Origin of the sequence: Nocardia sp. NBC_01499 (assembly GCF_045040275.1) — a bacterium.
Lineage (GTDB): Bacteria > Actinomycetota > Actinomycetes > Mycobacteriales > Mycobacteriaceae > Nocardia.
This window is the reverse complement of the sequence record NZ_CP109426.1, coordinates 2,344,444-2,367,530: the sequence shown is the minus strand read 5'-3', so window position 1 is coordinate 2,367,530 and position 23,087 is coordinate 2,344,444. Positions and strand designations below refer to the sequence as shown.

The window sequence follows — 23,087 nt, the reverse complement described above, 5'->3', positions numbered from 1 at the left end:
GCTCGTCGTACCGGCGGCCGATCGGTGCGGCAGTTCTTCGCCCATCGACCTCGGTTGGGCTGCCACTACGATCCGGTCATGACGAAGTTCAAGACGTGGGACGGCCTGGAGCTCAACTATCGGGTGTGGGAGGGCGAGGGCGTTCCCGTCGTACTGCAGCACGGGGTGGTCGCGGATACCAACGCGAACTGGATGAGCAGCGGCGTGGTCGGCGCGCTGCAGGCGGCCGGGCGCACGGTGGTTTCGCTCGACGCGCGCGGGCACGGGCGCTCGGCCAAGCCGCATGACTCGGCGCAGTACTCGTGGGAGTTCATGGCCGACGATGTGCGCGCGCTGTACGACGAACTCGGCTTCGATCGTGTTGTGCAGGTGGGTTATTCGATGGGCGCGATCATCTCGCTGCTGGTCGCCGCCGCCGACGAGCGGGTCGAGCGGCTTGCCATCGGCGGTGTCGGCTCGGGCGTGCTCGACTGTGGTGGCGTCGACCTCCGCGTCATCGAGTTGACCGATCTGCAGACCGCGATGAGCGACGACAACGACGGTGCGCCGCAGTCCGCCATGATGTTTCGGATCCTCGCGGACGCGGTGCACGCCGACCGGCAGGCCATCCAAGCGCTCGCGATCGGCCTCGACTCCAGGCCGATCAGTGGCCTGTCCGATGTCACCGTGCCGACGCTGGTGCTCGCGGGCGACAACGATCCGTTCGCGGCCGAGCCCGAACGCCTCGCCGGCGCACTGCCCAACGGAACGCTCACCGTGGTTCCCGGCGATCATCTGATGGCCGTGATCGCGCCGACGTTCCACAGCGCGCTGGTGGACTTCGCGACCTAAAAGGCCAACCACATCACCACGTCATCGAGCCGCTGATTGCCGACGGTGTTGGTCTTGGTGCCGACCGAGGTGAACCCGTGCTTGCCGTAGAACCGCTGCGCCCGCACGTTTTCCTGGTTGACACCGAGCCACACCCCGGCGAACCCGTCCTCCCTGGCGCGCTCCAAACACGCGTGCATCAGCGCCGTCGACACCCCGCTGCCGTGATGGCCGGGCACCACATACATCTTGTTGATCTCCACCACCGGCCGCGGCCGCACCGCCTCGGCGACCGCCGGATCGACCGGGTCGCCCGCGATGAGCATCGCGTAGCCGACGATATCGTCGCCCGCGACGGCCTTGAGCACGGTTTTAGCCGGATCGCTCAGATACTCGCCGAATCGTTCGCCGGATAACGCCTCGGTGATGAAGATGTCGATATCGTCGGCGGTCGCCTCCGGTGGGCAGGCGAGCGGAAAGGTCGCCGCCGCAACGTCACTGAGTTCTTCGGCGTCCCACAGACCGGCCCGGTCGACGGTGACTGGGATGTTGCTCATAGATCCAGTAGAGCATGGTCCCCGGGAGAGGTGGGATGTTTGTCCGCTTCAGGCCGGGTGTGGAACACCCGCGCCAACCCGATCAGCGCCGCCGCGAACACCAGCGGGATCACGAATCCGATCCGATGCCCGAAGCCCGCCGCGACCGCGCCGACCACCCCGCCGCCGACCAAAGTGCCCGCGTAGTTGAACAGATTCAGCCGCGCGATGAGTGCGTCCAGACCGCGACCACTGGTCAACTGCCCGGCCTCGCTGAAGCACAGCGGCGCAACCACCGGCAAGCCGACACCCGCGATCAGGAATCCGGCGATCGCGACGATCGGCCCGGGCGCGGCGATCACGACCGCGAGCCCGACCACCCCGATGGCCGCCGCCGTCCGCACTACCCGCCGCGGCCCGAACCGCCGGACGAACAGATCACCGGTGAGCCGCGCGATCAGCGAGGTCCCCTGGTACGCGGCCAGCCCCAGCGCCGCGGTCGCCGAACTGGCGAGCAGATCGTCGGTCAGATACAGCGCCGACCAGTTGCCGACCGCCAGGTCGATCGCGAACACCAGCGCCATCGCGATGCCGAACACCAGATACGCGCGGAACGCGACCGGCGCGGGTTCGGCGACCTCCTCGGCCGGACCCGCTTCCGCCTCGTGCGGCCCTAGCAGCCGCGGTCCGAGCACCAGCCCGACAACGAGCACGATGCCCGCCGCGCCGAGCAACGACTCCCGCAGCGTCACCCCCAGGGCCTCGCACCCCGACACGAACAGCGCGCCGATGATCGAGCCGGCACTCCACGCGGCATAGAACGACGACAGCACGAACTTCCCGTACCCGTGCTGAATGAACACCGCCTGCATATTGGTGCTCGCGTCGACGATGCCGACCGCGATCCCATAGCAGCTGAGCGAGATCAACAGCACCGCCGTGTTCGGCGCGAACGCGACAACGGTGCCGGTGATCGCGATCAGCAGCAGCCCGATCCGCACGGTGACCCGGCTCGACCAGCGCAGCGCCAACTGTTCCGCGGCCACGCTGCCGCCGCCGGCGAGCAGCGACACCAGCACCACCGAGCCGACGATCAGCCCGTCGGACAGGCCGAACTTGTCCTTCTGCTGCGGCAGCTCGGTCAGCACCACGGCGAAGAAGAACCCCTGCAACCCGAACGCGAACGAGTTCGCGATCCGGGCGCCCCGCAGGATGGGCGCGATCGAACTCATCTGCGCAGGGTAGCGGGGTAACCGGGGTCGTGCGCGCCGAATCCATCGGCCCGCCGCGGCAGTGATCGACGACCGTGATCGCGTCGAACGAATCGGGTGTGCGGGCAACTGGCAGCCGTGATCGGGGCGGATCAATCGGCGTCGTGCCTCGGCGATCGACAACCGCGATCGGCCGGATGATCACGGTAACGGCACTGGTCGCGAACCGTGGCGCATGTCACCATCGAAGGGCCGCAACGTAACTCGCGAGTGTCGGAGGACCGGTCCTGATGAGAGAGCTGCCAGCGGACTTCTTTCGCGCACCATATGCCTTCTATCAGGAATTGCGGTCGGACGGTCCCGTGCACCAGATCCGGCTGCGCAACGGTGTCCGCGCCTGGCTTGTCGTCGACTACGACGCCGCCAAGGCGGTGCTGCGCCATCCCGACATCCACAAGGACCCGCACTCGGCGACCGGCGCGCGGGCCAGGCAGGTCGGCGCGGGTGCCAGCGGCGTCACCTCCGCCAACAACCGGTTGAGCCACCACCTGCTCAACGCCGATCCGCCGAGGCATTCGCGCCTGCGCAAACTCGTCACCCCGGCCTTCGCCCCCGCCAGGATGGACGCCCTCGCGCCGAGGGTGGCCGCGATCGCCGACGAGCTGCTCGACGGCATCGCCGACGCCACCGGACCGGTCGATCTGCTGGATGCGTACGCCTTTCCGCTGCCCATCACGGTGATCTGCGAGCTGCTCGGCGTGCCGGTCGAGGATCGCGCGCGGTTCCGCGCATGGTCGGCCGCCGTGGCGGACATGTCGATGTCGACCCCGGAGGGCATGCGGGCCGCGACCAACGCCGTCGTCAACTACTTCGACGGCCTGGTGGCACTGCGCCGCACCAACGGCCTCGGCGACGACCTGATCTCCCAGCTGCTCACCGTCACCGACGACGGCGATCGGCTCAGCCACGACGAACTGATCTCGACGGCGTTCCTGATCCTGGTCGCCGGGCACGAGACCACGGTCAACCTGATCAGCAACACCGTGCTCGCCCTGCTCACCGACCCGCCTCGCTACCGCGCGCTGCACGACGACCCGACCGGCATCCCCGCGCTCGTCGAGGAGATGCTGCGCTACAACGGTCCGGTCAACATCGCGACCCTGCGCTACTCGACCGCCCCGATCGCCCTCGGCGGCACCGAAATCCCCGCGGGCGAACTGGTCCTGGTCGCGCTCGCCTCCGCCAATCGTGACGAACGTCATTTCGCCGACCCGACGGCCCTCGATCCGGACCGGGCGAGCAGCCACCTCGCCTTCGGCCACGGCATCCACTTCTGCCTCGGTGCCGGCCTGGCCAGGCTGGAGGCCCGCATCGCCCTGACCCGGCTCGTCGCGCGCTTCCCTCGGCTGCGCCTGGCCGTCGAGGACGACGACCTGCGCTGGCGTGAGAGCATTCTGATCCGCGGCCTGCTCGATCTGCCGGTCGATCCGGCCGGTGCTCCGGCGATGCGCTGAATCGCCGATTAGGGCGACCGACTTTGCTGCGCGCCTTAAGAGACGTAATCTCCTGCGCATGACGAGCGGAAACCGCATCGCGATCGTTGGTGCGGGTATCGCAGGTCTTGCCTGCGCGAAAGTGCTGATCCAGAAGGGTTTTCCGGTCGAGATCTTCGACCGTGCGCCCGATGTCGGTGGCGTGTGGAGTGCGACCCGCAGGTACCCGGGGCTGCGAACCCAGAATTCCAAGAACACCTATCACTTCTCCGACTTCCCGATGCCCTCGGACTATCCGAAGGTGCTCGACGGCGAACAGATGCAGGCGTATCTGGCCGCCTACGCCGACCACTTCGGTCTGCGCGAGCACCTGCGGCTCAATACCGAGGTCGTCGCCGCGGATCCGGTGGACAGTGGCTGGCTGCTGGAGATCCGTGATCAGGGCGGTATACACCGGACCTCCTGTGATCACCTGGTCATCGCCAACGGCGTGTTCAGCGATCCCGCGATCCCGGACTTCCGCGGTGCCGAGCTGTTCCGTGCCGCGGGCGGTCAGATGGGTCACGTGTCGGAGTTCCTCGATGTCGAGGCGGTGCGCGGTAAGTCCGTCGTTGTCGTCGGCTACGGAAAGTCGGCCTGTGACATCGCCGAGGCGGTGAGCGACGTCGCCGCTTCGACCACGGTGGTGGCGCGGCGACTGCTGTGGAAGATGCCGCGCAAGATGGCCCGCGTCATCGACTACGAGCGGTTGATGCTGACCCGCCTGGGTGAGGCGCACTTCCATCACCGGGAACCCGGCCGGATGGACCGTTTTCTGGACGGCCCCGGCGTTTCGTTCCGGGTCAGCAATCTCGACCTGATCCAGGAACTCGCCACCAAGCACATGAACCTGCGCGAGCTGGGTCTGCTGCCGGAGGGTCGGTTCGAGCAGATCGCCGAGAGCACCGTCAGCCTCGCCACCGAGAACTTCTACGAGCAGGTCGCGAACGGCCGGATCGTGGTGCAGCGCGATACCACCATCACCGAGATGCGCGGTGGCGGCGGCGAGGCCCCTGCGGTGCAGCTGGCCAACGGGCACCTCGTCCCGGCCGACATCGTGGTGTGCGCCACCGGCTTCCAACAGCGGGTGCCGTTCCTGACGCCGTACGTGCAGCGCAGGCTCACCGACGAGCACGGCAACTTCCGCCTGCACCGGCAGATCTTGCCGCTCGAGGTCCCGAATCTGACCTTCGCCGGCTACAACTCGTCGGTCATCAGCACCCTCAACGCCGAGGTCGGCGCGCACTGGACCGCCGCACTGCTGACCGGTCGGCTCGACCTGCCGCCACGCGACGTGCTGAGCGAGCAGATCGATGCCCGACTGCGCTGGATGGAGGAACGCACCCACGGCCACCACGCGCACGGCACCGCGATCACGCCGTTCTCGATCCGCAACGTCGACGAGATGCTGGCCGACCTGAAGTTCCGGCTGCCGCTGCGAACCCGTGCGGCCCAATGGTTCCGCACCGTTCGTCCCGAGGCTTACCGTGGGCTGGCCACCAGGCACGAGTCCGCGCCGAGCGCCACGCCACCGGCGTACCCGGTCACTCAGCACGCCGATGTCGCGGCACCGGGCCCGAGCCTCGGCGCGCCAGGAACGCCCGACCCGACCATCGGCGTACCGAGGGCGCTCGATGCCGGAGCGCACGACCCGAGCGCCGGAGTACCAAGGGCGCACGACCTAAGCGTTGGCGTACCCACCGATCTGCTGTACGGATCACAGGGCAAGTAGCTCCCCAGCCGCGCACCTTTCTCGGGGCCGCCCGCGTTCTAGGCGCCCGCAATGGGTGCAGACCCGGGGAGGTCCATGCCCTGCGCGCTGAACGGCCGGGGCGATCCTACAGACCGCGCGTACCTTTCACCGGGGCGGAACATCCTGTGAAAGGTACGCACGTTCTGTGAATCCCGGTGTCCGGCGGACTGTTTGCGCGACTCGCCGGGGGTTATCGGCAGCGCAATGTTGGTAATCGACCATTCCGCTGGTGATAATCCAGGGATGGAGGCGCTGGACATGAATCTGCTGGTAGCCCTCGATGCGTTGCTGGAGACGAACAGCGTTACCCAGGCGGCCGAACGACTGCACACCTCGCCTCCGGCGATGAGCCGGACATTAGCCAAGCTGCGTGCGGTGCTCGATGATCCGCTGCTGGTTCGGTCCGGTCGCCATCTGGTGCCGACGCCGCGCGCGCTGGAAATGCGTTACGAGGTCAGCACTCTGGTCGAGCAGGGGCGGGCATTGCTGACGCCGCGCGGGTCGATCGATCCGGCCGTGCTGAAACGGAACTTCGCCGTGCAGGCGGGGGACACGGTGCTCACCGAGCTGGCCGCACCGCTGCTGGCCGCTGTGCGCGCCCAGGCGCCGGGGGTGACGCTGCGCTTCCTACCCGACACCGTCGAAGGCACAGCGGGATTGCGCGACGGTCGCGTCGATATCGAGGTCGGCGTGATCGACCACGCCGATCCGGAGACGACGGTGCGGCGGGTGCTCGGCGATCGGATGATCGGGATCGCCGCCGCCGATCATCCGCTGATCACCGAGCGGGTCACCGTCGCCAGGTTCGCGGCGGCGGCGCATCTGAGCATCTCGCGTAATGGTCAGGCGCGCGGGCCGATCGACGACCGGTTGGCACTGCACGGCCGCACCCGCCGGGTGGTCGCCACCGTGGCGAACCTGACCACCGCGTTGTTCGCGGTGCACGGCAGCGACCTGATCTGCCCGGCACCCGCGTTGCTGAGCAGGTCGGCCTTGCCCGCGCTCGGGTTGTGCGCGTTCGAGATTCCGCTGCCGCTGCCGGAGGTCGCGATCGGCATGGCCTGGCATCCGCGCAATACCGCCGACAGCGGGCATCGCTGGCTGCGCGAGCTGATCGAAACGATCCTGACCCGGTCGGCCGAACCTACTTAGGCGGGCTCGACAGCCGGTAGTCGCGCGGGGTTTCGGTGCTGCGCTCGGGTTGGTAGCTGTTCGAGTTCAGGTCCGTCGCAGGCGGTCCGAAGACGTCGGAGCGGCCGATCGGCGCCGCCGCGGTCTTCTTCAGCTCGTCCAGCATCGCCTGCAGCTTGTCGACGTGGGAGTTGTCGACCGGGATCAGGTCCTCGTCGGCGCGGTGCGCACCGGTCAGCGCGGTGCCGTTCACCGCCGGTGCCGAACCGTTCGTGGTGCCGCGGCCGTAGTCGCCGCTGTCGGACGGCGGGACCATGCTCTCGTACGGATTGTCGTGCGGGGTGGTGAAACCCGGGTAGGTCGATTCGGCCGGTTCCCGCGGCGTGGTGAAGCTCGACTGCCGGACAGGCAGCGGCTCACGTGGCGTCGGCGCGGTGAAGTTCGACGACGGCGCCGGGCTCGGCTCGCGCGGTGTCGGGGCCGTGAAGTTCTGTGCGGGCGCCGAACTCGGCTCGTAGGGCGCGGGTTCGCGGGGTGCGCTGAAGGTGCGTTGCGGCAAGGAGTTCGCCTCGTGCGCCGCGGAGTCGCGAGCCGGTGCCGCATCGCGGGGGGAGTTGTCGTAGCGCCGGGAGACACTCTCCCGGGTCGCCGTGGCGTTCTCCCTGGTGGCCGCGGCGGTTTCGCGCGCGGCCGCGGTGTTGTCGCGGGCCGTCTTGGCGAGCTCGTGCGAGGTGCCGATGCTTTCCCGGACGGTGGGAGCGGTCGCGGCGGAACCGGATTCGCGCTGGGGCGGGACAATCGGCTCGACCGCCACGGAGTTCCGGCGCGACGCGGCGCGCGGTAGTGGCCGGTCGGCGCGCTCGTTGTCCGGCGCGGCATGGGACGGACCGCCGCCGGATTCGACCTTCGCCAGCCGCCCGTCGATGCCCGAAATGTCCTGCCCGGCACGGAAAGCCCACGCCTCGAGCTTGGCCAGTCGCGCCTCGACACTGCGGTCAGCGGGCACGACGGTAGCGACATCGACAGAGTCGACACCGTCGACCCGAGCCGCCACGGCGTCCAGCTTGTCGCTGACCTCACGGAGAACCGCCGCAATGCTCGACAGCATCGCGCCGATCGACTCGCCGGTCTCTTGGCCGTGCTCCATCCAGTACCCACTTCCCCGTATCGGCCCAGCTCGCACTCGGCCGGACGATTCTATCCGCCCGATTGGAAATACGCGGTGTACAACTGCGCTCGCTCACGAGGACCGGCTTGCCAACCGGCCCCTTGGATCTGATCGAAGCAGCGTAGGCGGGCGGCCCCACACCGATGCAGGCGGAGGTCGGCGCGATCCGGTTTGTCCGGAACAGTTCTGCTTACCAATCGGCGACCAACCGAGGCACACCCCGTCGTAGCCTAAACGTTATCTCGCTCCGGCGGCAGTCCGAAGGTGTGCGACGGCGCACACGAGCGCGTGGCGCGGCGAAGTCGCAGGATGGCGGCTACTGTCAATCTGCCGACATATGCGTGTCGTTGTGGCCGCCAACCGCGGCGAAATTCCTTGCGGCGCAGCCTACACCAGGCGTTCAACCGGAAATCTGACGGTGTGGCGCACCCGGGCGCGGGGTAAAGGGGACTGGCGAGGTTCGCGAGTCTGACGCACTCTTGATCTATGGCGTAGGTCGCCAGACCTGCGGTGGTTTGGGCAGGGGAGTGGTCGCGTGAGAACGAAGCAGCGGGCGGAGATCGCCTGCGGTCGCAGGGCGATGCTCGCCGAGTTGGGTATAGCGGACGGTCCGGGCCGGGCCCGCAGGCGCACCGGTGGGTACGGCTGTAAGTGTCCGGAATGTGACGCCGCGCAATGGGATATGCGGCGGTTGAAGTATTGGGTGTGTGGCAGATTGCTCGCGTATGGCGCCGATGTGGCCGAGGTGGATCGGCGGGTGGATGGGCTGCCCGTTGACATCTACTGGCGCAAGGGCGATCGCGAGTTCGTCATCGAGGTGCGCAGCGGTTCGCTGGAACGTGCTCTCGCGCAAGAACATACGGAGCGGTTGCGGGCGGCGGGCATCGAGGATGTGCTGTGGTTGTGCCCGCCCGGCTACTGGGTCGATCATCTGCACGCGCTCGGCGTCGCCGATTTCGCCCCGCCCGCATGCGATTACCAGACGGTGACCGGTGTGCTCGACACCGCGCACAGTGCGGTCGCCTCGCCGCGTAGGCACCCGCTCGAGCTGCGTGACTTCATCAACGGCTGGGTCAGTGGCGACATCGTCTGGGGATATCGTGATGTCACGACAGGAGGTTGGGCCACCGTGGCGGATTGGCAGCACCACACGAAAACGCAGGCGATGATCATCGCCAGGCAGCGTCAGGAGCTGGTCAACCAGCGCACCACGCTGGCCCTGTCCCGGAAGTCGGTGCGCGACAAGCAGAAGCACCTGATGAAGCTGACCGCCCGGTTGGAGCGGGCCGAGCAGGAGGCCCAGGATCGGGCCGATTCACTCGCGCAGGCGCGGCGCAAACTCGACGACCATCACCGCCTCGACACGTCGCTGCGCGCCACCATCAAGACGTTGCAGCAGACCATCAATCACTGGCAGCTGGTGACCTGCTGCGCGATGATGCTGATCGTCACGTTCCTCGCTGGCGCGATGGTGGTGCGCTGAGCCGGAACGGGCCACGGTCCCAACGCCATTCGTTACGCAGCACCAGCGCGATGAAATCGAGCAGCTCCAGGCCGGTCTCGTCGCGGACCTGCCGGATCGCGGGCCACGCCGCCGGTCCGTGCTCGACGAGTTCGGTCAGCGCGGCCGCGCTGCGTGCGTCGACTGTGCGGGCGAGCAGATCGGGGATGCCGAGCAGGCTGCCGGTCCAGATGAGCCAGCCCCACCCTTTGCCGTGCGCGTAGGCGCGTGCCGCGGCCGCCTTCGCCCGATTGACGTGGAAGGCAACGTGTCCGAGCGGTTGGACATCGATCAGCACCACCCGGCCGTCGGTGAGCCGCGCGGCGATGCTCGGGTAGCAGAGCTGTTCGGTGCCGTTCATGTCGAAACCGACGGCGCCGGGTTGTTCCTGGAACGAGTCGACGAGATCGCTCGCGTTGAGGATCCACAGCAGGCGTGCTTCCAGCCCGGAGTCGAACGGTACATCTCGCCCGACCTTGTCCAGGTAGAAGTGCCCCCGCCCGTCGTCATCACTGTCGACGGTGCGCGCCGATGTCACGGGCAGCGCGTCCGGCGCCGCCGAGCCCGGCCAATCCACTTGCCCAAGCCACGGATTCAGCTGACTCGTCGCGCGCGGTTCCGCGTCGCGCAGTTTGGCCAGCCGCCGGTTCGTCTTCTTCTGCCAGGCCGCGATCCGCTGCGTCACGAATCCCGCGACCCTTTTCGCGTCCTCGGCGGCGTGCCCGGCCAGCCGTAACTTCAAGTACGACAGCTCGTTTGCCGCGATATCGGTGTCGGTGGCGTAGGTCTCCACCAGCAAGGTGCGCATCAGCTGCTGGTCGCGGGCGCCGATCGGATAGCGCGCGGCGAACACGCTCGCCGCGCGATGCCCGCTCAGCTGGGCGTTGCGGATCAGCTGGCCGACAGCCTTGGTGTGCAGCTGACGGATCCGGTCGCGGGACAGGTCGTAGCGCGCGCCGATCTTGGCCAGCGTCTCGGGCTGCTCGCCGGTGACGCCGAGTCGATAGGACAGGATCTCGCCGTCCTTGGCCTTGCGGTCGGCCTGCAGCGCGATCAGTTCGGCGAGCAGCTCGTTGACTTCCTCGAGCTCGAACGAGATATCGTCCTGCAGATCGAGTAGCTCGGGGTCCGTCCCGTCCGCCGCGGCGGGTGTCTCGACCTCCCGGCTTGCCGTCACGCTGCGACCCCCTCGGCTCGGTTTCGGTGTGCCGCTCAGCCTAATGCCGACCACCGACAATTCCGTCGCACCGAGGGGGTTGCCCCGTGTCAGACGCCTAGCTGCTCAGCGGCCAGTGCCGTGCCGTCGATGCGCGCCTTGATCTTGGCGAACGCGGTATCCCGCGAGGTCGAGGTGTCGTCGGAGAAGGGGGAGAACCCGCAGTCGTCACAGGTGCCCAACCGCTCGACCGGCAGATGACGGGCCGCGACCAGCACCCGATCGCACACCTCTTCGGCCGTTTCCACCCTCGGATCGATCGGGTCGATGACGCCGACGAAGATGCGCGCGGCCGCGGGCAGATGCTCGGCGATGACGGTGAGCACTCGCTCCGCGTCCGGCTCGCTGGCCAGCTGGACGTAGAAGTTGCCCACCTTGAGCCGCAACAGCTTCGGCAGCAGCGCGGTGTAGTCCACGTCGAGGCTGTGCGTCGAATCCTGGTCACCACCCGGGCACGTGTGCACCCCGATCCGCGTCCGCTCCTCGGCCGAGAACCGTTCGAGCACCAGGTTGTTCAGCTCGATGAACTGATCGAGCAGCTCGCCGCTCGGATCGAGCTTCAGCGACAGCCTGCCCTCGGTGAAATCGAGCTGCACCACCTCGGCCCCGGCGTCGAGGCAGTCGCGAATGTCGGCCTCGGCCTCGGCGATCAGGTCCTTCAGAAAGGCCTCCCGCGAATAGCCGTCGATGCCGTCGGCCGGATACAGCAGGCTCATCGCCGACGGCGCGATCACCGCCTGCTTCACCGGCACAGTTGCCTGCGCCTGTGCCGCCCGCAGGTAATCGACCGCATGGGCCTGGTATCGGAACGGCCCGGCGGTGAGCACCGGCAACTGCCGCTGATGCCCGTCGGCGAACGGAATCGTCACGCCCGCCGGCGCCAACTGACTGAGCCCGGCGATCGGATACGTGACGAAACTGGGTTTGCTCTGCTCGCCGTCACTGACGACCGGCGACCCTAGCTCTTCTAGTCGGCGAACAGTGTCACTGACAGCCCGCTGCTGTACTTCAGCGAGCCCAGCGTCATCGATCTTGCCTGCTGCGTGGGCCGCCATCGCGGCAAGCAACTCGTGGGGACGCGGAATGCTACCGATCAGCTCTGTGGGAATGGTCACATTGACGAGTGTAGGTGAATTACTCTGGTGTACATCTCAAATCACCTGTGCCGGTATCAAATTCACGCGCGGTACGGGTCCTGACCAGTCATTGCGCGGCGACGTGCGCGGGTTGGTCAAGGCTGAGCCGGATACTCGCTGCCAGATGATTCCGGCGTCGCGCAGCACTCGGTAGCGGTGGATCAGGTTCGGCTGGGGCACGCCGTACATGATCGAGCCGCAGGTGTGCTCGCGGCCGTCGGACAGCACGCGAACGATGCACAGCCGCAACGGGTTTCCCACGGCGTAGAGCATGTTCGCCACGACAAGATCGCTCTGATCACCGGCGGCACCAGTGGAATGGGGCTGGCGACCGCCCGCCGCCTGCTGGACAAGGGCGCGCGGGTGGTCATCGCGGGGCGCGACAAGGCGCTCCTCGACGCCGCCGTCGAGGAGCTGGCGCGCGGGGGCCGCATGCTCGCGGTGCCAGGCGACGCGCGAATCTCGCTGACCTCGATGAGCTGGTGGCTGCGATCGTGATCAACGCGTCGTTTGCGATGCGCCGGGTGCCCCGGCGCCGCGCTCTGCTCGGCAACCGAGCGGCCGTGCACAATCTGGTGCGCACGCTGGCGGCGGCACTGGCGCCCAAGCGAATTCGGGTCGACGCCGTGAGTTCCTGCTGCACCGTTACTCCGGCGTTCGGTGTCGAACCGTCAGCCGAGGTGCGGGCCGCTGTCGTCACCACCCGTGGCGTCAGGCCGCATCGGCACGTCTGAGGCGGTCGCATACCGCGCCTCGGGCGACGGTGCCTACATCAATGGACAAGACCTGCTCATCGATGGAAGTCCGGTCGCCGCTACGCCCATGGGGCCATGGTCTAGGCACCGAGCGATCGGTCAGTGGTTGCTGCGTATCTGTCCGAATTGTCGTTGTTTTTGAGGGGGCGCCTGCTCGCTCGGCCTGATAGTTGATGTGTCATTTTCAGTCTCTTCCGTCAGATCTGCCGATTTCCCTCGTTTGGCGTCTAGCGTGGCCGTGGAGGCTCTGGTAATGAAACTCGAATAGGGGGGGTCGACTTGGTCGGTTGTGATGGATCTGCATGGACTCTAGCGGTATTGAATCGACATCTGTTGACCATCTATGGATAGGATGGAGAAGTAACTAGCGGCGAACCCTTCGGCGCGTAGCGCGCAGCACGCGCGAGGACCCGTACTTCTGCTCGACACCACCCCTGGGCCTTCCGTGTGCGATCGACGCTGCGTCGAAGATCGACAAGTAGGGAGGGCTACCGACCAGTGGCTGCCACAGACTCCGAATCCAAGGACTACGACGCCTCGTCCATCCGGCTGCTCGAGGGGCTGGACGCGGTCCGCCTACGTCCCGGCATGTACATCGGTTCCACCGGTGAGCAGGGTCTGCACCACCTGGTGCGGGAGATCGTCGACAACTCCGTCGACGAGGCGATGGCCGGATACGCCACCCGCATCGACGTCACGCTGCTGGCCGATGGCGGCGTCGAAGTGGCCGACGACGGCCGCGGCATTCCCGTGGAGATGCACGCGCTCGGGGTGCCGACGGTCGAGGTCGTCATGACCGAGCTGCACGCGGGCGGCAAATTCGACTCCAACACCTATGCGGTGGCCGGTGGCCTCAACGGCGTCGGGCTGTCGGTGGTGAACGCGCTGTCGGTCCGGATCGAGTTGGAGATCGACCGCGACGGCTACCACTGGACGCAGAACTACCTGCGCGCCAAGCCGGAGGAGCTGGTGCGCGGCGCGCCGACCAAGCGAACCGGCAACACGACGCGGTTCTGGCCGGATCCGGAGATCTTCGAGACGACCACGTTCAACTTCGACACCGTCGCACGTCGCATGCAGGAGATGGCGTTCCTCAACAAAGGCTTGATCATCGTCTTGACCGATGAGCGGGCCACCGAGGTCCTCGATGACGTGGTCGAGGCGCCCCGAGCCGGGGACGTCGCGCCGGTCGAGAAGCTCAGGACGCGTACCTACCACTACCCTGGCGGCCTGGAAGACTTTGTCCGCCACCTCAATCGGACCAAACAGCCGATCCACAACTCGATCGTCACCTTCACCGGCAAGGGTCCAGGGCATGAGCTGGAGGTGGCGATGCAGTGGAACGCGGGGTACTCCGAGTCGGTGCACACCTTCGCCAACACCATCAACACCCACGATGGCGGCACCCATGAGGAGGGCTTTCGTGCCGCGCTGACCTCGGTGGTCAACAAGTACGCCAGGGACAAGAAGCTGCTCAAGGACAAGGAGGGGAACCTCACCGGTGAGGACATCCGCGAGGGCCTCACCGCCATCGTGAGCGTGCGCCTGGCCGAACCGCAGTTCGAGGCGCAGACCAAGATCAAACTCAGTAATACCGAGATCAGGTCGTTCGTGCAGCGCACGTGCAACGAGCATCTCGCGCACTGGTTCGAGGCCAATCCCGCCGACGCCAAAACTATTGTGAGCAAGGCGGTTTCGTCCGCCCAAGCGCGCAGTGCCGCCCGCAAAGCTCGCGAACTCGTACGCCGCAAGAGTGCCAACGACCTCGGCGGGTTGCCGGGCAAACTGGCCGACTGCCGGTCCAAAGATCCGCGTAAGTCCGAGATCTACATCGTCGAGGGCGACTCCGCCGGCGGCTCGGCCAAATCCGGGCGCGACTCGATGTATCAGGCGATCCTGCCGCTGCGCGGAAAGATCATCAATGTCGAGAAGGCCCGCATCGACCGGGTGCTCAAGAACAACGAAGTCCAGTCGATCATCACCGCGTTCGGCACCGGTATCCACGACGAGTTCGATATCGCCAAGCTGCGCTATCACAAGATCGTGCTGATGGCCGACGCCGACGTCGACGGCCAGCACATCGCGACCCTGCTGCTCACGCTGCTGTTCCGCTTCATGCGCCCCTTGATCGAACAAGGCCACGTCTACCTCGCCCAGCCGCCGCTGTACAAACTCAAGTGGCAGCGCGGCGATCCGGAGTTCGCCTACTCCGACCGCGAACGCGACGCCCTACTGGCCGACGGCCTGGCCGCAGGCAAGAAGATCAACCGCGACGACGGCGTCCAGCGCTACAAGGGCCTCGGCGAAATGAACCCCAAAGAACTCTGGGAAACAACCATGGATCCCTCGATCCGCGTCTTGCGCCAAGTGACGTTGGACGACGCCGCCGCGGCCGACGAGCTGTTCAGCATCCTGATGGGCGAAGACGTCGAAGCCCGCCGCACCTTCATCACCCACAACGCCAAGGACGTCCGCTTCCTCGACGTGTAGTCGGACGTCAGCCGCAACAGAACGGGTTGTCGCAGGCTTGCCCCACCTCGCTGCCGTACGCCACGAAATCCTCGACAGGCGCCAAAACCGCCTTGGCTGTATCGGACTCCAGCCTCGGAGCGGACGGATCAAGCGGTCGCCCCCAGGTCGACGGAGCATCATCCACATCGAAGCGCGGCGCACCATCGATGAACAACGTATAGAGCGCATGATCCGGAAAACTGTTGAGCCGCAACACCCACCACCGGCCATCAACCAGCGCCGCAACCGGGAAGTACGTATTCCCGGTCCAACGCCACTCGGGGCGTGCATCCAGTTCAGGCGGGGCCATCATGCCAGTCTCCCCGATCCCACGGCGACCGCACCAGCCGCGAGAACCGGTGTGTGCGGCCAACTCCGGGGGTCCTGTTCCCGGGGCACATTTCATGCCGTCGACCGGCGCGCAGCTGCCCCACGAACGTCGAATACGCCGCAGGATAGAGGAGGTGAACCCAGGTTGTGCCTCGAACGTGGTACGGGAGGGTGTTCGACCACGGGAGGAACCATGAAACGGATCATCGCGGGCACTGTGTTCGCAGGGGCGATCGCGACAGGAATAGCGATCGCGGCAGGACCGGCTGCCGCCGACAACGGTGTGATCCACATAGAGGCGAGGGGCGCCGAAGCGGCATCGACACCAGGCGGTTCGGCCACACGCGATGCGACGGCGATCGAGTACGGACTGGTGGCGAAGTCTGGCGGTGGCGCGGTGCTCACCGACTCGAACGCCCTCGGACCATCTCGCTGAACGCGCAGCGGGAAACCGTCCTTGCGGTAGCCACTGAGGGGTGCGAGAGATGCGCTCTCCCGCTGAGCTGATCGCACGAGGACGGGGCCGCGAAGTCCCACGAATTACTTCTCGCTACCCGCGGAGGTGTGGTCGGTCGCTTGTTCTCCAGACGCGTTGTCCTGCTGCTGTTTCTGCGCTCGCTCAGCCTGAAGTTCGCGATACCACGGTTCGTACTCGGTGCCGACCATGTCGTCGTGGAACCGCTCGGGCAGTGGCTCAGCCCGAGGTGTGTCGGTTGGCGACGCCGCACGCTGTCGGGTCGTACTCGGCGAAAATGGCCAAGGCGTGTGCGACCAACTTCGGGTTTGGTGGTTCGTCGGGGGTGCTGAAGGTCTTCCCTGCGATCCGGTTGCCCTCGTTGTTGTTCACGGTGTCCCCTTCCCCTAGCTGGACTTCTCTACCAGTGTGATGACCGTGCGACCGGAGACGAGGTCATCGACGCAGTTGAACTTGGTACCGGGCTTAGACAGGATCTCCGGGTTACCAGGGCCGAGTACGGCGTGATGTCCTACGACGCCGATCGTGGCGCAGCACGGAGCGAATTCGGCAACAAGGCGGTCGATCTGCCAGGCCCTTGTGAGAAGGCGTTCTGCATCCTCTGCGGACACTGCCCGTAAGAGGTGCGCTCGGTGATGCAACGCCCGCGGAGGCAGGGCTGCGCCGGAAACAAGAAAGGCCCCCTCGAAAGGGGGCCTGACCTGGTACTACGGTGGTGCGCGATACTGGGATTGAACCAGTGACCTCTTCCGTGTCAGGGAAGCGCTCTCCCGCTGAGCTAATCGCGCGAGGTGGAGACGGGAATCGAACCCGTGTGCACGGCTTTGCAGGCCGTTGCCTCACCACTCGGCCACTCCACCGTGCGAAGGGGGACGGCTAAACTAATTGCCTGGCCCTACCTCTTCGAGCGGATGACGGGATTCGAACCCGCGACCCTCACCTTGGCAAGGTGATGCGCTACCACTGCGCTACATCCGCATTGTGCATCTCGGTGACCGTTCTGGCCTCCGTGGTGCGAGACAGAACATTAGCGGACGCCCGGTGAAAGCTACAAATCCGCTGGTAGAACGGGGGAAATCGGCGAGGTTGCCAGTGTGGCGGAGGTGGCCGGTGTGGTTTGGGAGGATTTTCGGCCGCCCGAACTGATCGGGGGACGGCTCGCAAGCCAGGGGAGCGGACCCCACCCTCGCCCCACCGAGACGAACTGCCGCACAGCACGTTCCGCCCCTGTCCGGATGGCGATTTGGTGAACCGCCGGTGCCGCATGCTAATGTTCCATCTCGTTCGGAGGGCGCTCCCACGCCACCCGGCCCGCCACCATGTGGCATGAGTTCAGGTCCCATAGCTCAGCGGGAGAGCGTCCGCCTCACACGCGGAAGGTCGCTGGTTCGAAACCAGCTGGGACCACAGAGAAACTGCAGGTCAACGCTAAGAAGAGCGATGGCCTGCTTTTTTCGTGCCAAATACGTGCCAGATTGTGACGCGATTTCGCATGTGCCTCTTGCCGGGCGTCAATGGGCCCGCCAATCGGCGAATGGAAGATCGGCAGGCGGCGGTCAGATGTCGGCAGTGACTGGGCATCCCGCTTACCGGCCAACGGGGGGCATAACCGGGGGCTTGACTCGACGACCGTAATCCGGCGCGGACGGACCGTCGGATCAGCGATCGGGGTTGTCCTTCGTCTGTTGGAGGACCCTCTGTCGAATTCCCAACCAAATTCCGGAGTCCAGGTGTGTCAAGAGCGCTCCAGGCGGACGCGCACTACACCGGACGTCAGTATGACGGGATGCGGAGGCCATCAACATGACTCGACGCGATCACGCCGACCTCGGTCGGCCGAGTTACTACCTGTCGATCCCAGCGGCAGCGGGCCGTGCATGCGTTAGTAGGGACACCATCAGACGGATGATTGCTTCCGGCCAGCTCAAGGCGTATCGGTTCCGTGGGCAGATCCGAATCGCGATCGAGGATTTCGACAATGCAATGCGTCCGGTGCGTTGAGCTGGATGCCTCGCCGTCGAACGCCGGTGGCATCGACTGGGCCGTGCATCGTTGCCGAGGTGGCCGATCGGCTCGAACTGGATCGGTTCGTATTGCTCGGCGCCTCCGGTGGTGGCCCTTATGTGTTGGCGTGCGACCGCCGTCTGACTCCACCGTGTGACTCGGGCGGTTGTGGTCAGCTCGCCTGCCCGGTTCGACGACCAGGTGAACAACGAAGGCGCAAGGGGCTTCAAGCGTCCTGGTGGGCTGATGGTGTTGCGACGGTTTCCTTTTCTTGCGCGACCAGCGGCTGGCTCGGATCGCCGCGGTCATGGCCCCCGAGCTGCACTGGACCTCCGTCGCGAAGCCGACCGCGAAGTCATCGCTGTGCACCGCGACCTCCGAGACAAGCAAGCGCAACTCGACGCTGCGCACGGCTACGCGCCCACGGCTGGCATAGCCGGTGATCAGCGCGATGAGTTGATCCCGCCGTTCATCACGTGCCTCGGCGTGGATCACCGGCTGGGAAGGTGGAGTCCTGGGCTATCCGACCTCCGACGAGATCGTCAACCCGGACAACATCGGCCGCCGCCAATACTTCCGGGGTGGCACCATCTATTGGAAACTCAACGAGGCCTACTACGTCGCAGGCGCGATCCGTGACAGCTGGGGCGAAACCGGTTGGGAGGGCGGCTGGCTCGGCTATCCGACCAGTGACGAGACAGGCACTGCGGACGGGGCAGGACGGTTCAACCGATTCGAGCGCGGCGTCATCTATTGGTCATCGCAGACCGGCGCGCAGCCGGTGACGGCCGGGTCCTCGACGCGTGGGCCGCATCCGGCTATGAGCGGGGTCAGTATGGTTATCCCGTTGCCGCACAGACCAGCCCGGACAACGGCGTGACCGCGGAACAACGTTTCCAGCACGGCACGATCACCGCGCCCGGCCCGAAGACGGTGCAGTTGGCCGACTTTCTGCCCGCCACGCCCGAGCATGTTCTCGCTGATGCGCGCAAGGCGATCGACGGGCTCGGCCGATCGTTGCGGGAGGCGATCGAGCAGGCACTGATCGAAGCCAGCGGCAACAGCGACTCCAGGAGCACGCCCCGTGACGAGAAAGACGCGGTCCAGCTCCCGCCCGCGAGGCGGGCCGGTGACCTCTTCTACTCCGACGCCGCGACTGGAGTGGGCAGGGTGCAGTATGAACACGGCCACAACGGCATATTCATCAACGTACGAGACACGATCCAAGCGTTGGATCCGGAGCAAGGCGTGAAATTGGTCCTCGGCGACTCCTCCAAGGGACCTGCCCTCGTGGCGTTGGTGATCGCCACCTCGGCCTGCGGGCGAGATTCCGCTCCGATCACCGCGGCCGAGATGGCCAGCGTGCCGGGCGAGGCGATCGCCGTGCTCACGGTCGGTCCGTCGCAACCTCCGATCATGACCAAGATCGACCACACGTCGGCCTTCGCCATCGACGCCAACGGCAACCTCGTCGGCAAGCTCCAGGGCGGCGCGATCGACTCGGCACGCATTGTCAGTTGGAATCGCGGGTTCACCTTCGCCACAGCTGATTCGGTGATGACCGTCGGTCCCTCCGGCCGCACCATGCTCGCGAACAACCAGGACGCGGTCGAAGGCATCGCCCACGATGTCGCCTCCGGCCGAAGCCTGATCTGGTTCAACACCGGCACCCGCGGCGGAACAGCGGCGCAGTATCGGCACGACTACGTCCTGACCTCCCCGGACGCAGCACCACTGCCGGGGTCAGTCCCCGGGATCATGCTCTCGGCGGCGCACTGCGGCGAGCGCGCGTTCGGGGTCGTCGTCACGTTCGACGACCTCACCTCGGACCAATCGATGATCAAACACCGACTGTTCGAACTCCCCATCAACGGTGGCGAACCCGTCCTGCGCGGTGAATGGCAGTGGCCCAACATGTTCCGCAGCGAGTCACGGACCTCGACATGCTCGGCGGACGGGTCGGCGCTGTTCAACCTCTACGGCTCGGCCGACGCAAGCTACGACCGCACCGGCGGGCTCGGACTGGAGTTGGTGCAACTCGATACCGGCACCGGTGCGCGCACTCAGTCACACGTGGGTATGGCCGGGCATTCCGCACGGTCCCGGCCGAACACGCTGACCCGGAGCGGGGATCGGCTGTACTGGATCAACGGTGACGACGGGGCAGTACTTTCCATACCGCTGAATCAGCCATCCGAAGCCCGCAAAGAATGGGAACTCCCTGCAAAGGGATTCGGACATCAAGCGACGGTGACCGGAACCACGGTCGCACACATCGACTCCCACAACACACCGGCATACACCGAGTACGACCTGATCACCGGCAAAAAGATGCGCGGCCCGATCGACCTGCCGTGGCTGAAGCCGATCGTCGACTCGCAAACCGAAAGCGGCAAAACGACTTACGCGGTGACCGGCGTCACGTGCCTTCCTGCATAACCGGATCTCCATCCGGGCTGTCGTCACGCGCGAGGTTTCTCGAACAGCAAGTTGTACAACACCGTCCTCGGCAATGCGATTGTGCCGAACCGCGGGCTCGGCCGCGGGCCTGCGGTGGTCAGCGCGGCAGGGTGACTGGGTCGGTGCAACTGTCGGGGAAATCGACGAACGAGCAGACGGCCGGGCCGCGTTCGGTCTCTGCGATCGCGTCGCGGGCTGCTGTCCATGCTTCCTTCTCGGTCTTGAATCCGCCCTTCGTGATCGAGGGCCCAGTGGCTTGAAGGGCAGCTCGCCCGCATGCGCGAGACGGTAGCCAGCCGATCGGCTGATGCCCATCAGCTTCGCCGCACGAGGAACCGCCAGTAGCAGCGGCAGGTCTTGCCATGCTTCGGGGTGTTCGGTGTCCAGCTCGACTTTGTCCATGAAACCGTCCTCTCTAGGAGCCAACAGTTCGCGCGTCCCACGCGTATGGACATCCACGCTCCATGCGATCGGTTAGTCAATAGTGTTGCAGGAGAAGAAAGTTCATTTCGTTGTTCTGGGTGGGTCAGGTTCGGGATCGTGGGCACGGGCAGACACGGTTGGTACGCTGCACCCTTGGCCTCCGGATATCGGCCATGGTTTCAACAAGACGAAACGCGATTTCTCGGCGAGCTGTCGATCCGGCGGCGTTGGTAGGTCTGCAACGCACCATCGGTGTGCACGGTCGATGACGCCCCGGCGGGTCGCAGGTTCGCGCCAGGGGCGGGGCACCATATACATGGGAACAGGACCGACCAGCATCTTCTTGCTGGTCGGCTGGTCATCGAAGCCGATTTCATCCTGAGCAGCGTTAAGAGCCAGGAGGTCATTGGCGTTGAGACCTCCTGGCGGAGGTGGCTACCGCCCCCGGGGATTCCCAAGTGGACTACTCCTGTCGCGATGCCTGCCATTTCGTGATCGCCCGCAACACCTCGGCTCGGCGTCGCGCGAGCATCTCGCCGTCACGCCCCTCGGCGATCACGATCTCGAACTCCGCATCCAGCGGCTCATGCCTGGCTCGCCTGAACGAGCGGGTACGACCGTAGAGGTAGGACGAATTCAGGGTGATACCGGATAGGCGTGGGTGTCCCGCATTCCTAGAGTCGTAGCCGAGGAGTCGTTGTGGTGTCGTCGAGAGAGGGAATTACGTGGGCGTGAGCATTTTGCGGCGTGGATGGTACGGTCTCGTGGCCGCGGCCGTGCTGGTGACGGCCGGTTGTGGTAGGAGCGCGACGACTTCGAGCCCGGCAGCTCCGATGCCCGCTCCGGTGTCCGACGCGCTGGCCGCGCTCGTCCGCTCCGGAATGCCCGGGGCGCAGGCCGTCCTGTACGGACCCGACGGACAGCGCACCGCCACCGCGGGCGTGGGTGACCTCGCTACCGGTGCGCCCTACGCCGACAACGCCCACTTCCGCATCGGCAGCGTCACCAAGACCTTCGTCGCCACAGTCGTGCTGCAACTCGCCGCCGAGGGCGTGATAGACCTCGAGGCCCCGATCGCACGCTATCTACCGAATGTGGTGGCGGGCAACGGGAACGACGGCGCCCGGATCACCGTGCACCAGCTGCTACAGCACACCAGCGGCCTGGCGGACTTCGCTCCCGAGGACCCCTCGCACAAACTGCCCCAGCAACTCGATCAGACCAGCGACGGCAAGGCATATCGCGATCTGACCCCGGCCGACGTGGTCGCCATCGCCATGAGCATCCCGCCGCAGTTCGAGCCCGGCGCAAAATTCCAGTACACCAACACCAATTACGCGCTGCTGAACCTGCTGATCGAACACGTCACCGGCCGTCCGCTCGCCGCCGAGATCGGTAGCCGCATTCTCGATCCCCTCGCCCTGCGCGAGACCTACATCCCCTCGGCGGGCGATACCGCACTGCGGGATCCCCACGCGCACGGCTACCGCAGCGTCGACGGCACGTGGCTCGATGTCACCGACACCGAGGTGGCGTGGGCGGGCGCGGCCGGCGCGATCGTCTCCACGGGGGCCGATCTGAGCCGGTTCGTCGCCGCCCTGCTCTCCGGAAAACTCCTCCCCGCAGCACAACTCGCGCAGATGGAACAGACCATGCCGATGTCAACCTCCACCGAGATGGAATACGGCCTCGGCCTGATCCGATTCCGGATGCCGTGCGGCGCGGACGGCAAGGACGTGCGGGAAGTCTGGGGCCACGCCGGCGGCATCCCCGGCTTCAGCACCCTGGCCATCGCCACCCCCAAGGGAACCGCGGCATCCCTCAGCATCAACACTGTGGAGACTAACGGCCAGTTCTCGACCGTCGCAACCGCCCTCGCCTGTGCGATCGCCTAGCCTCTATCATCCGGCAGTTCACTGCCATTCGCCCCAGAACACCTACACGGGGTAGAAGCGGCTCCGCCAGTAGGTGGCAGCCGCGCTCGACGCTGCCTTGACTGAAATCGCCCATGAGGGCACGAGGGGAGTCGATCCGAAGGTGGGGTTGATGTGCTAGCGCAGGAGGTAGTTGTAGCTGTCGACGGTGCGACGCGCGAGCGGCTTGCCGCGGCGGGATACGCGCGTTGCGACGACCTT

Annotated in this window: 21 protein-coding genes, 4 tRNA genes and 1 pseudogene; 15 read left to right on the top strand and 11 right to left on the bottom strand. The window is 66.2% G+C overall.

The features are described 5' to 3' along the window. Positions 1-78 precede the first annotated feature (78 nt). Positions 79-831 (top strand): alpha/beta fold hydrolase, encoded by a 753-nt coding sequence (locus tag OG203_RS10730; RefSeq protein ID WP_405165525.1) that lies wholly within the window; start codon positions 79-81, stop codon positions 829-831. On the opposite strand, the gene OG203_RS10725 is transcribed toward OG203_RS10730, so the two are convergent. Together OG203_RS10725 and OG203_RS10720 are read right to left on the bottom strand one after the other, a co-directional pair. Further along, the gene (locus OG203_RS10725) at positions 828-1,367 is read right to left on the bottom strand and encodes a GNAT family N-acetyltransferase (protein WP_405165524.1); all 540 of its coding nucleotides are present in this window, start codon (positions 1,365-1,367) and stop codon (positions 828-830) included. The two genes, OG203_RS10730 and OG203_RS10725, sit on opposite strands and share 4 nt — an antisense overlap. After that, positions 1,364-2,620: an MFS transporter gene (locus tag OG203_RS10720; RefSeq protein WP_405167824.1), complete on the bottom strand. Its 1,257-nt coding sequence runs from the start codon at positions 2,618-2,620 to the stop codon at positions 1,364-1,366. Before OG203_RS10720 ends, OG203_RS10725 begins: the two co-directional genes overlap by 4 nt. Positions 2,621-2,847: 227 nt before the next feature. On the opposite strand from OG203_RS10720, the gene OG203_RS10715 reads away from it, so the two are divergent. From OG203_RS10715 to OG203_RS10705, 3 genes are all read left to right on the top strand, one after another. Then, positions 2,848-4,071: a cytochrome P450 gene (locus OG203_RS10715; protein WP_405165523.1), complete on the top strand. Its 1,224-nt coding sequence runs from the start codon at positions 2,848-2,850 to the stop codon at positions 4,069-4,071. Positions 4,072-4,129: 58 nt separating this feature from the next. Then, a complete protein-coding gene (locus tag OG203_RS10710) occupies positions 4,130-5,821 on the top strand; it encodes a flavin-containing monooxygenase (RefSeq protein ID WP_405165522.1) in 1,692 nt (563 codons plus the stop codon). A gap of 264 nt (positions 5,822-6,085) precedes the next feature. Beyond that, a complete protein-coding gene (locus OG203_RS10705; RefSeq protein WP_405165521.1) occupies positions 6,086-6,994 on the top strand; it encodes a LysR family transcriptional regulator in 909 nt (302 codons plus the stop codon). On the opposite strand, the gene OG203_RS10700 is transcribed toward OG203_RS10705, so the two are convergent. Next, positions 6,987-8,120: a hypothetical protein gene (locus OG203_RS10700; RefSeq protein WP_405165520.1), complete on the bottom strand. Its 1,134-nt coding sequence runs from the start codon at positions 8,118-8,120 to the stop codon at positions 6,987-6,989. The genes OG203_RS10705 and OG203_RS10700 overlap by 8 nt on opposite strands. A 556-nt stretch (positions 8,121-8,676) precedes the next feature. On the opposite strand from OG203_RS10700, the gene OG203_RS10695 reads away from it, so the two are divergent. Beyond that, entirely contained in the window at positions 8,677-9,624 is a 948-nt protein-coding gene (locus tag OG203_RS10695) for a hypothetical protein (protein ID WP_405165519.1), read from the top strand. On the opposite strand, the gene OG203_RS10690 is transcribed toward OG203_RS10695, so the two are convergent. Next, positions 9,590-10,819 (bottom strand): sigma factor-like helix-turn-helix DNA-binding protein, encoded by a 1,230-nt coding sequence (locus tag OG203_RS10690; RefSeq protein ID WP_405165518.1) that lies wholly within the window; start codon positions 10,817-10,819, stop codon positions 9,590-9,592. The genes OG203_RS10695 and OG203_RS10690 overlap by 35 nt on opposite strands. An 89-nt stretch (positions 10,820-10,908) precedes the next feature. Further along, the gene (locus OG203_RS10685) at positions 10,909-11,973 is read right to left on the bottom strand and encodes a cobalamin-independent methionine synthase II family protein (protein WP_405165517.1); all 1,065 of its coding nucleotides are present in this window, start codon (positions 11,971-11,973) and stop codon (positions 10,909-10,911) included. Between the two features lie 177 nt (positions 11,974-12,150). Here OG203_RS10685 and OG203_RS10680 point away from each other — a divergent pair, with 177 nt between their 5' ends. The 3 genes from OG203_RS10680 (at position 12,151) to gyrB (ending at position 15,239) form a co-directional block, all read left to right on the top strand. Further along, positions 12,151-12,492: an SDR family NAD(P)-dependent oxidoreductase gene (locus OG203_RS10680; protein ID WP_405165516.1), complete on the top strand. Its 342-nt coding sequence runs from the start codon at positions 12,151-12,153 to the stop codon at positions 12,490-12,492. Then, positions 12,477-12,728, top strand: a complete 252-nt coding sequence (locus OG203_RS10675) for an SDR family oxidoreductase (protein WP_405165515.1) — start codon at positions 12,477-12,479, stop codon at positions 12,726-12,728. Before OG203_RS10680 ends, OG203_RS10675 begins: the two co-directional genes overlap by 16 nt. A 519-nt stretch (positions 12,729-13,247) precedes the next feature. After that, a complete protein-coding gene (gene gyrB / locus OG203_RS10670) occupies positions 13,248-15,239 on the top strand; it encodes a DNA topoisomerase (ATP-hydrolyzing) subunit B (protein ID WP_405165514.1) in 1,992 nt (663 codons plus the stop codon). 7 nt (positions 15,240-15,246) lie between these two features. Here the strand turns inward: gyrB and OG203_RS10665 are convergent, their stop codons facing one another. Continuing rightward, entirely contained in the window at positions 15,247-15,573 is a 327-nt protein-coding gene (locus tag OG203_RS10665; protein ID WP_405165513.1) for a hypothetical protein, read from the bottom strand. 210 nt (positions 15,574-15,783) lie between these two features. On the opposite strand from OG203_RS10665, the gene OG203_RS10660 reads away from it, so the two are divergent. Continuing rightward, a complete protein-coding gene (locus tag OG203_RS10660) occupies positions 15,784-16,026 on the top strand; it encodes a hypothetical protein (RefSeq protein ID WP_405165512.1) in 243 nt (80 codons plus the stop codon). A 258-nt stretch (positions 16,027-16,284) separates the two neighbouring features. On the opposite strand, the gene OG203_RS10655 is transcribed toward OG203_RS10660, so the two are convergent. From OG203_RS10655 to OG203_RS10640, 4 genes are all read right to left on the bottom strand, one after another. Further along, the gene (locus OG203_RS10655) at positions 16,285-16,437 is read right to left on the bottom strand and encodes a hypothetical protein (RefSeq protein ID WP_405165511.1); all 153 of its coding nucleotides are present in this window, start codon (positions 16,435-16,437) and stop codon (positions 16,285-16,287) included. Positions 16,438-16,778: 341 nt separating this feature from the next. Continuing rightward, positions 16,779-16,853, bottom strand: a tRNA-Val gene (locus OG203_RS10650). Between the two features lies 1 nt (position 16,854). After that, positions 16,855-16,925: transfer RNA gene (locus OG203_RS10645), tRNA-Cys, on the bottom strand. Positions 16,926-16,971: 46 nt separating this feature from the next. After that, positions 16,972-17,043 (bottom strand) — tRNA-Gly (locus OG203_RS10640). Between the two features lie 357 nt (positions 17,044-17,400). Here OG203_RS10640 and OG203_RS10635 point away from each other — a divergent pair. The 5 genes and pseudogenes from OG203_RS10635 (at position 17,401) to OG203_RS10615 (ending at position 20,508) form a co-directional block, all read left to right on the top strand. Beyond that, positions 17,401-17,472: transfer RNA gene (locus tag OG203_RS10635), tRNA-Val, on the top strand. 396 nt (positions 17,473-17,868) lie between these two features. After that, a complete protein-coding gene (locus tag OG203_RS10630; RefSeq protein ID WP_405165510.1) occupies positions 17,869-18,066 on the top strand; it encodes an excisionase family DNA-binding protein in 198 nt (65 codons plus the stop codon). Between the two features lie 274 nt (positions 18,067-18,340). Further along, complete coding sequence (locus tag OG203_RS10625; protein WP_405165509.1) at positions 18,341-18,505, top strand: hypothetical protein; 165 nt, start codon at positions 18,341-18,343, stop codon at positions 18,503-18,505. A 54-nt stretch (positions 18,506-18,559) separates the two neighbouring features. Continuing rightward, positions 18,560-18,802 (top strand): annotated as a pseudogene (locus OG203_RS10620) (LGFP repeat-containing protein); the annotation flags it as partial. Between the two features lie 20 nt (positions 18,803-18,822). Beyond that, on the top strand, positions 18,823-20,508 hold the full coding sequence (locus OG203_RS10615; protein ID WP_405165508.1) for an LGFP repeat-containing protein: 1,686 nt from the start codon (positions 18,823-18,825) through the stop codon (positions 20,506-20,508). A 118-nt stretch (positions 20,509-20,626) separates the two neighbouring features. Here the strand turns inward: OG203_RS10615 and OG203_RS10610 are convergent, their stop codons facing one another. Continuing rightward, on the bottom strand, positions 20,627-20,893 hold the full coding sequence (locus tag OG203_RS10610) for an Arm DNA-binding domain-containing protein (RefSeq protein WP_405165507.1): 267 nt from the start codon (positions 20,891-20,893) through the stop codon (positions 20,627-20,629). Between the two features lie 892 nt (positions 20,894-21,785). Between OG203_RS10610 and OG203_RS10605 the strand changes: the two genes are divergently transcribed. Continuing rightward, positions 21,786-22,847 carry a serine hydrolase domain-containing protein gene (locus OG203_RS10605; protein ID WP_405165506.1) on the top strand — a complete coding sequence of 354 codons (1,062 nt, stop codon included), beginning with the start codon at positions 21,786-21,788 and terminating at the stop codon, positions 22,845-22,847. Positions 22,848-23,087 lie beyond the last annotated feature (240 nt).

Bases quoted from the DNA above. Each gene is read 5' to 3' on its own strand.
- OG203_RS10730 (WP_405165525.1), top strand. From the start codon at position 79: ATGACGAAGTTCAAGACGTGGGACGGCCTGGAGCTCAACTATCGGGTG.
- OG203_RS10725 (WP_405165524.1), bottom strand. From the start codon at position 1,367: ATGAGCAACATCCCAGTCACCGTCGACCGGGCCGGTCTGTGGGACGCC.
- OG203_RS10715 (WP_405165523.1), top strand. From the start codon at position 2,848: ATGAGAGAGCTGCCAGCGGACTTCTTTCGCGCACCATATGCCTTCTAT.
- OG203_RS10710 (WP_405165522.1), top strand. From the start codon at position 4,130: ATGACGAGCGGAAACCGCATCGCGATCGTTGGTGCGGGTATCGCAGGT.
- OG203_RS10705 (WP_405165521.1), top strand. From the start codon at position 6,086: ATGGAGGCGCTGGACATGAATCTGCTGGTAGCCCTCGATGCGTTGCTG.
- OG203_RS10700 (WP_405165520.1), bottom strand. From the start codon at position 8,120: ATGGAGCACGGCCAAGAGACCGGCGAGTCGATCGGCGCGATGCTGTCG.
- OG203_RS10665 (WP_405165513.1), bottom strand. From the start codon at position 15,573: ATGATGGCCCCGCCTGAACTGGATGCACGCCCCGAGTGGCGTTGGACC.
- OG203_RS10660 (WP_405165512.1), top strand. From the start codon at position 15,784: ATGAAACGGATCATCGCGGGCACTGTGTTCGCAGGGGCGATCGCGACA.
- OG203_RS10630 (WP_405165510.1), top strand. From the start codon at position 17,869: ATGACTCGACGCGATCACGCCGACCTCGGTCGGCCGAGTTACTACCTG.
- OG203_RS10610 (WP_405165507.1), bottom strand. From the start codon at position 20,893: ATGGCAAGACCTGCCGCTGCTACTGGCGGTTCCTCGTGCGGCGAAGCT.
- OG203_RS10605 (WP_405165506.1), top strand. From the start codon at position 21,786: ATGCCCGCTCCGGTGTCCGACGCGCTGGCCGCGCTCGTCCGCTCCGGA.